9 protein-coding genes and 1 riboswitch are annotated in these 6,530 nt (G+C 60.4%); of the genes, 4 read left to right on the top strand and 5 right to left on the bottom strand.

The window, feature by feature from the left end; genetic code table 11:
- Positions 1-70: 70 nt before the first annotated feature.
- Together AC2FM5_RS12645 and AC2FM5_RS12640 are read right to left on the bottom strand one after the other, a co-directional pair.
- Entirely contained in the window at positions 71-763 is a 693-nt protein-coding gene (locus AC2FM5_RS12645) for an FG-GAP repeat domain-containing protein (RefSeq protein WP_496735954.1), read from the bottom strand.
- Positions 764-849: 86 nt separating this feature from the next.
- Positions 850-1,173 (bottom strand): 2Fe-2S iron-sulfur cluster-binding protein, encoded by a 324-nt coding sequence (locus tag AC2FM5_RS12640; protein WP_170338356.1) that lies wholly within the window; start codon positions 1,171-1,173, stop codon positions 850-852.
- 262 nt (positions 1,174-1,435) lie between these two features.
- Between AC2FM5_RS12640 and AC2FM5_RS12635 the strand changes: the two genes are divergently transcribed.
- The 3 genes from AC2FM5_RS12635 (at position 1,436) to AC2FM5_RS12625 (ending at position 3,140) form a co-directional block, all read left to right on the top strand.
- Positions 1,436-1,750: a hypothetical protein gene (locus AC2FM5_RS12635; RefSeq protein ID WP_093962513.1), complete on the top strand. Its 315-nt coding sequence runs from the start codon at positions 1,436-1,438 to the stop codon at positions 1,748-1,750.
- Positions 1,751-1,852: 102 nt separating this feature from the next.
- Entirely contained in the window at positions 1,853-2,290 is a 438-nt protein-coding gene (locus tag AC2FM5_RS12630) for an OB-fold nucleic acid binding domain-containing protein (protein ID WP_496735952.1), read from the top strand.
- A 37-nt stretch (positions 2,291-2,327) separates the two neighbouring features.
- Positions 2,328-3,140 (top strand): class I SAM-dependent methyltransferase, encoded by an 813-nt coding sequence (locus tag AC2FM5_RS12625; protein ID WP_496735950.1) that lies wholly within the window; start codon positions 2,328-2,330, stop codon positions 3,138-3,140.
- A gap of 49 nt (positions 3,141-3,189) precedes the next feature.
- Here the strand turns inward: AC2FM5_RS12625 and AC2FM5_RS12620 are convergent, their stop codons facing one another.
- The 3 genes from AC2FM5_RS12620 to AC2FM5_RS12610 all read right to left on the bottom strand — a co-directional run bounded on the left by AC2FM5_RS12620 (position 3,190) and on the right by AC2FM5_RS12610 (position 5,086).
- Positions 3,190-3,876, bottom strand: a complete 687-nt coding sequence (locus AC2FM5_RS12620) for a Hint domain-containing protein (protein WP_496735948.1) — start codon at positions 3,874-3,876, stop codon at positions 3,190-3,192.
- An 82-nt stretch (positions 3,877-3,958) separates the two neighbouring features.
- The gene (locus tag AC2FM5_RS12615; protein ID WP_496735946.1) at positions 3,959-4,258 is read right to left on the bottom strand and encodes a hypothetical protein; all 300 of its coding nucleotides are present in this window, start codon (positions 4,256-4,258) and stop codon (positions 3,959-3,961) included.
- Positions 4,259-4,387: 129 nt separating this feature from the next.
- The gene (locus AC2FM5_RS12610; RefSeq protein ID WP_496735944.1) at positions 4,388-5,086 is read right to left on the bottom strand and encodes a glutathione S-transferase N-terminal domain-containing protein; all 699 of its coding nucleotides are present in this window, start codon (positions 5,084-5,086) and stop codon (positions 4,388-4,390) included.
- Positions 5,087-5,191: 105 nt separating this feature from the next.
- Positions 5,192-5,269: riboswitch (SAM riboswitch) on the top strand.
- Positions 5,270-5,336: 67 nt separating this feature from the next.
- Between AC2FM5_RS12610 and metZ the strand changes: the two genes are divergently transcribed.
- Complete coding sequence (gene metZ / locus AC2FM5_RS12605; protein WP_170446629.1) at positions 5,337-6,527, top strand: O-succinylhomoserine sulfhydrylase; 1,191 nt, start codon at positions 5,337-5,339, stop codon at positions 6,525-6,527.
- Positions 6,528-6,530: the final 3 nt, after the last annotated feature.

Below are 6,530 nucleotides of genomic sequence, written 5' to 3'. Positions count from 1 at the left end.
GGCGCTTTGACGGTTTAAGGGCCCGCAGGTAAAGAGGGCCTCGGGATTTCTTGACCAGATGAACCCCGGATCAGCAGTTCAGCGCGCTTATAAGGGCTTGTCGGTTTTTCAACGGGCCAAGATCCTGAGTTTGCCAGCCGCCATCGTAGCGGACGGCAATGATCCGGCGCCAATCGCCGCTGGCGACGATCAGCTCGGGTTGGCCGTTGCAGGTACGAAGGCCGCCTGAAATGAAATCCTCTCCGATCCGGTGATTGGTAATCCCAGGCAGCGCGGCGATTTCCGTCAGTCGGCCGTCTGAAATGCGCCAAATGCGCAGGATTTTTGCCAAGTGGGGGCGATCGACATAGGCGATTTCGACATGTCCGTCGCCGTCGAGGTCGGCGGCTCCGACCGGGGCAAGCCAACGGAAACGGGTGCCGATATGCGGTGTCGCCGTCATGCGGCCCTGCGGGCCGTAGATGGCAAGGCGCGCGCCCTGTCGTGCGTCACTCTCCACCGCGATGACTTCTGGAAGACCGTCGCCCGTGACGTCGAACACGCGGGGCGCGAGATCTTCGAACACCAGATGATCGGGCAGCGCGAAGCTGCGGCGCTTGCCATTTGAAAGCGTGAGTTCAATCGAACCCCATTCGATCTGGTCACCCAGAACGCCGTGGGGATAGCGGTTGGTCGGATCCGTGTAGCGGGCGGTCGCTATGGTTTCGGCGGCCAAGGCAGGACCTGCCAGCCACAGGCATGCAGCCATCAGCGCGCCGCGCAACCGGCATGGCCAAAAGCGCACCGCCGGACGCGGCGCTTTGAAGCCGCAGCGCATGCCGCCGGACGAGCGGGGCATGCGTCGTCGCATCAGATCTGCTTTTCCGGCATCTGGACGACCAGCCCGTCCAGTTCGTCAGTCACCTTGATCTGGCAGGTCAGTCGCGAACGGGCCGGGTCGGGCTCGTAGGCGAAGTCCAGCATGTCTTCTTCCATGTCGTCCTTGGCAGGCAGTTTCTCGACCCAATCGGGATGGATGTAGACGTGACAGGTCGAGCAGGCGCAAGCGCCGCCGCAATCGGCCTCGATGCCGGGAATGTTGTTGTCACGGGCGCCTTCCATGACGGTCAGGCCGTTGGCGACCTCGACTGTGTGTTCGTTGCCGCCATGCTCGACATAGGTGATCTTTGCCATTGCTCGCGTCTTCCTTCTGCGGTGTTCAGGTTCCTCATTAGTCAAGGGATTTAGGTCTTTCCAGTGCCATTTGCGACCAATCGGGGCGTGATCGGGCAAACGGTCCGTCATTGTCGCCCAAATTCCACGCGTTCGCGCCGCAACCGAGTGGTTTGACCGGTTTATTCCATCAAAGGTTGAGGCTCGGATAGCGGTTTCGATTGTTGCGTGCATGGATTTGTGTTCTGGTCGTGTGACCGTGATTTGATAAGGGAGTGAGCAGATGCCGTTGACGGTTCAGGACGCAAAGATTGTGGTTGGGATGAACGAGCGGGGCGATGCCGAGCATGACATTGCCGCGTGGTTTGGCGAAAGCCAGGCGAAAATCGTGGAGGTGATCGACGGGATCAGCCATGGTGCATTGGCAGCAGCGAATGACGATGAGCTTCATCCGGTCGGAGCACCGGGCCCCAAGGCTCTGCGGTTGCGCAGTGACGTTTTGCGGGCGCTGGATGCGTTGGACGGGGATGACCTGGCCAAGGCCAAGGCGGTTCTGCGGGAAGGTTTGGCCACGTTCAACGCGCATGACGCCAAGTGACCCTTGTCTGCGCTGCGGTCGCGCGTAGCGCATGACCTTTCTGGCTGTGGTTTCGGTCCCCTGCATCTGGACATTCAGGGCATTTGTTCTATTTTTGTTCTTATGCGTATCGCATCGACACCACAGCCCAGTTCGGGCCGCCCATGGCCCAGACCACCGGCTTGCCTTCCAGCCGACCGACTGGACGACCCGCCCGAGGGTGCGCGGGTTGCTGTGGCGGGATTGGTGATCCTGCGGCAGCGGCCTGGTACGGCCAAAGGGGTGATCTTCATCACGCTCGAAGACGAGACCGGCATCGTGAACGTGATTGTCTGGCGCAAGATCTATGAGCGGTTCCGCCGAGCGGTGATCTCGGGGCGGTTGCTGCGGGTAACCGGGCGGATGCAGCGGGCCCATGCGGTGACCCATGTGATCGCGGAAGAGATCGAGGACATATCGGGCATGCTGGACCTGCTGGTGCGGGGTGACGAGGCGGATGCCTACCGGCCCCAGCCGACTGCAGAGCACAATGAGTTCGCCAAAACGCGCAATTTCGGCTAGTCTTTTGCATCATGCGGTTGCCGGGCGGGGAGCGCAGATGTCAACAAATTCGGCTGGTTTCGTGGGCAATATTCCAAGTCATTACGACGCGGGGTTGGGCCCGAATATCTTCACTGACTACGCAGACAGACTTGCCGCCCGTTGCGCCGAAGAGCCGGTGGCCAAGGCCATTGAACTGGCCGCGGGTACGGGGATCCTGAGCCGCAAGCTGAGCGATGTGTTGCCGAGCGAGGCCCAAGTTCTGATCTCGGACCTGAACGCGCCCATGCTGGAGGTTGCAAAGGCCAAATTCTCGGCGGCGGACAACGTCGAGTTCGCGGTCGTCAACGCGATGGATCTACCGTTCGAAGACGGCGCGTTCGACCTGATTACCTGCCAGTTCGGGGTCATGTTCTTTCCCGACAAACCCGCTTCGTTCCATGAGGCGGCGCGGGTGCTCAGACCGGGTGGGCGCTATGTTTTCAACGTGTGGAGCCCGATGTCCGAAAACCCGTTCTCGCAAGTCGCGCACGATGTGGGGGCGCATTTCTTTCCGCAGGATCCGCCGGGATTCTACAAGGTACCGTTTCACTATGGTGACCCCGAGGCTGTCCGGGCTGATCTGAGGGCCGCAGGCTGGACGGATATCGAACACGAAACGATCCGGTTGACGAAGGCCATCGTCAACCCGGAAGCCTTTGCCCACGCTCTGGTTTTTGGAAACCCGTTGGTCGATGAAATACGAGAGCGCGGCGGCGTGGATCCCACGGACGTGGCGGCGCGGATGTTCTCTGAATTGAAGCGCGTCTTTGGTCCGCAGGGCATGACGATGCCACTGTCAGCAACCACGTTCGTCTGCCGAAAGACCTGACGGTAGCTCGCGCACAATCCGACCCGGGTCAGAAAAAACCCAATGACGATCAGGCCAACAGCGCCTGACCGTTCTTGAGGTGACGCGAAATCAGACCGCGCTGCTTGTGACCTTTTGGAATCAGGGCGGCTGGCCGCGGTTCAAAGCCGGGGTCCTCAAGCTCGGGGAACAGGGCCAATATCTCGGCGCGAGCCGCCTCGGGGATGGATTTCAGCGCTTGGGGACCGGCGAAGAGGCTTTCGCTTGGGGTGTCGTTGGCAAAGATGACCTGATGCGTGTCGAAAAGAAGGTGGAAATAGCAAACGGACTCCGTGGCACAGACCCGGTCAATGCCGTCCAGCGGCAGCAGCGACTTGGCCGAAACCAGCACCTCGTTGGTGTTGAACATGCGCTGCGCGATCTTTGACCGCACCAGAATGCGGTGCTGGGGTGAAACGGTCAGGTCCTGTGTTGGCAGCCCTGCGCAGAGCGCGCCGGCGGAAATCCGGATGGGAACCAGTTTCGGATTGGCGGAGAAGTCGACGCTGTCCAGCTCACGGCGCCCGATCCAGCGGATCGGTTCATAGCTGCCGGCGTAGGTCAGAACCAGATCTCCGACCGACGGGTCTTCGATCTTTTTTGTCCCGTTCTTGGTAGTGATCAGTGTGCCGGCGTTAAAGCATGGGACATTCGAAATCGGCGATGCCTGACCATCACTGCTGCCGGCAACCTCATAGGTCGTACCGGGCGTTGGCAAGACAGGACCGCTGATGCCGACATTCACACCGTCGATGCGAATGACCCAGAACGTGTCGCCGGAAGTTGTCGTAAAACCGAACTCAAGCTCGACCTGATCGCCGGGCTAAAAAGGTCTGTCCGTTGATCGTCACCGCCTGGCTCAATACCTGGTCGTTGTTGGCCGTACTGGGCGACGACCCGTCTCCGGGCGTGTCGATGTAACCGTCCGAAAATAGCTGGCTGGCCGTGCCGTCGTCATCCTCGACGTTGATCACGGTCAGTGCGGCACCGGCATTCAAGGAAAAGGTCGTTCCGACAGGATAGCCGACTGTGTTGTTCGTCGATGCGCCGGTCCATTGGTCGAACCCGTAAATTGGAACCGTGAAATTGAATGTCGCCAAACCTTAAAGCCTTGTTACCGCTTGTAGTTACAGAACGGCCAACGCGCAATTCAACTGTCGTCAGGGTCTTGATGCAGAAAGAGGTGCGATTCGCACCTAATTGCCTGAAATTTCAGCATTTGGTGAACGCTACCGTTTGAACAGAACGTTCTGCGCGTCTTTGCTGCGATGGTCTCCGCGCAGTTCGGCATGCAGGGCACGTCCCGCCTGAACTCCGGGGCGGGCTCCCACGGTTTCCAGCCACCGGGCAAAGTGGGGTTTGTCCTCCAACGTCTGCTGCTGACCCTCCCACAGGCTGGCCCAACCCCAAATTGACATGTCGGCAATCGAATAGAAGTCGCCGGCAACATACTCGTTTTCGGCAAGGCGCCGGTCCAGAACGCCGTACAGACGTGCAACCTCGGTGCGATAGCGGTCTTTGGCATAGGGCAGGTCCTGCGGTGGCTCCAATTGGGGGGCATATTTCAGAAAGTGGTGCGCCTGTCCCGCCATCGGTCCGACGCCACCCATCTGCCACATCAGCCATTCCTCGACCGCGATCCGGTCACGCTCGGTCGACCCATAGAACCGGCCGGTCTTGCGGGCCAGATACATCAGGATCGCGCCGCTTTCGAAAACCGAGATCGGTGCGCCATCCGGGCCGTCTGGGTCGACGATCGCAGGCATCCGGTTGTTGGGCGAGATTTTCAGAAACTCGGGCGCGAACTGATCGCCTTTGCCGATGTTTATGAGGTGGGTCTGGTAGGGCAGCCCCATCTCCTCAAGGGCAATGGATACTTTCCAGCCATTTGGCGTGGGCCAGAAATACAGGTCGATCGGGTGTGTCATGGGGCCTCCGTGTTGCGGGACGATCATGAGCCATTCGCCGCAAAGGGCAAGTGCGCGGTGGATGTCGCGGCTTGACGCCCGCGCGCCCGAGGCGTATGCGCAATCCAGAAACCACGTGGCGATTTGTTACCGGATTGCGGGCCACGCTAAACAACACCGCTAAAAGGTCAGGATGAAAGACCCCTTTCGCTTGACCGCGTCTGGGGTTTTTTTGATTTGCCCTCGGGTTTCGGGGCCGAAAGGTAAAGACATGAGCGAAAGCTGGAACAAACGCACCCAAGCCGTCCACGGCGGTATCCGTCGCAGCCAGTACAACGAAGTCAGCGAGGCGATTTTCCTGACGCAGGGGTTCGTCTACGACACCGCCGAGCAGGCCGAAGCTCGGTTCATCGAGACTGGCCCGGACGAGTTCATCTATGCCCGTTATGGCAACCCGACGGTTGCGATGTTCGAACAGCGCATCGCTGCGCTTGAGGGGGCCGAGGATGGTTTTGCGACGGCGTCCGGTATGGCGGCCGTGAACGGGGCGCTGACCTCGATGCTGAAGGCGGGCGATCACGTGGTTTCGGCCAAGGCCCTGTTCGGGTCGTGCCTGTACATTCTGGAGAATATCCTGACCCGCTATGGTGTCGAGGTGACCTTTGTCGACGGTACGGACATGGACCAATGGAAGGCCGCGATCCGGCCCGACACCAAGGCCGTGTTCTTCGAATCCATGTCGAACCCCACGCTCGAAGTCATCGACATTCGCGCGGTGGCAGAACTGGCCCATGCGGTGGGGGCCACAGTGATCGTCGACAACGTGTTCTCGACCCCGGTGTTCTCGCAAGCGATCGCGCAGGGCGCGGATGTGGTGGTTTACTCGGCCACCAAGCATATCGACGGGCAGGGACGCGCGCTGGGCGGCGTGATCCTGGGCGCCAAGGAGTTCATTCGCGGAACGGTCGAGCCGTACCTCAAACACACGGGCGGCGCACTCAGCCCGTTCAACGCCTGGATCATGCTCAAGGGGCTGGAAACGTTGGCCCTGCGGGTCAATGCCCAGGCCGAGACGGCACAGAAACTGGCCGACGCGCTGGAAGGCCATGAGACGCTGGAGCGGATCATGTATCCGGGCCTGAAATCTCATGCCCAAAATGCTCTCGTGCAGAGCCAGCTGGGGGGCAAGGGCGGTACGGTCCTGTCGCTGGACATCAAGGGGGGTAAGGACGCGGCCTTCCGGTTCCTTAACGCGCTGACGATCCCGGTAATTTCGAACAATCTGGGCGATGCCAAGTCCATCGCAACCCATCCGGCAACGACCACGCACCAGCGGTTGAGCGATGCGCAGAAAGACGAATTGGGCATCACGCCCGGTTTGATCCGCTTTTCTGTCGGACTCGAAGATGCCGACGATCTGCTGGAGGATATCCGGCAGGCATTGTCGGCTGCTGCGGTGTGACGG

This window comes from Ruegeria sp. BHSA162 (assembly GCF_059613385.1).
This window is presented reverse-complemented; position numbering and strand designations above follow the sequence as displayed.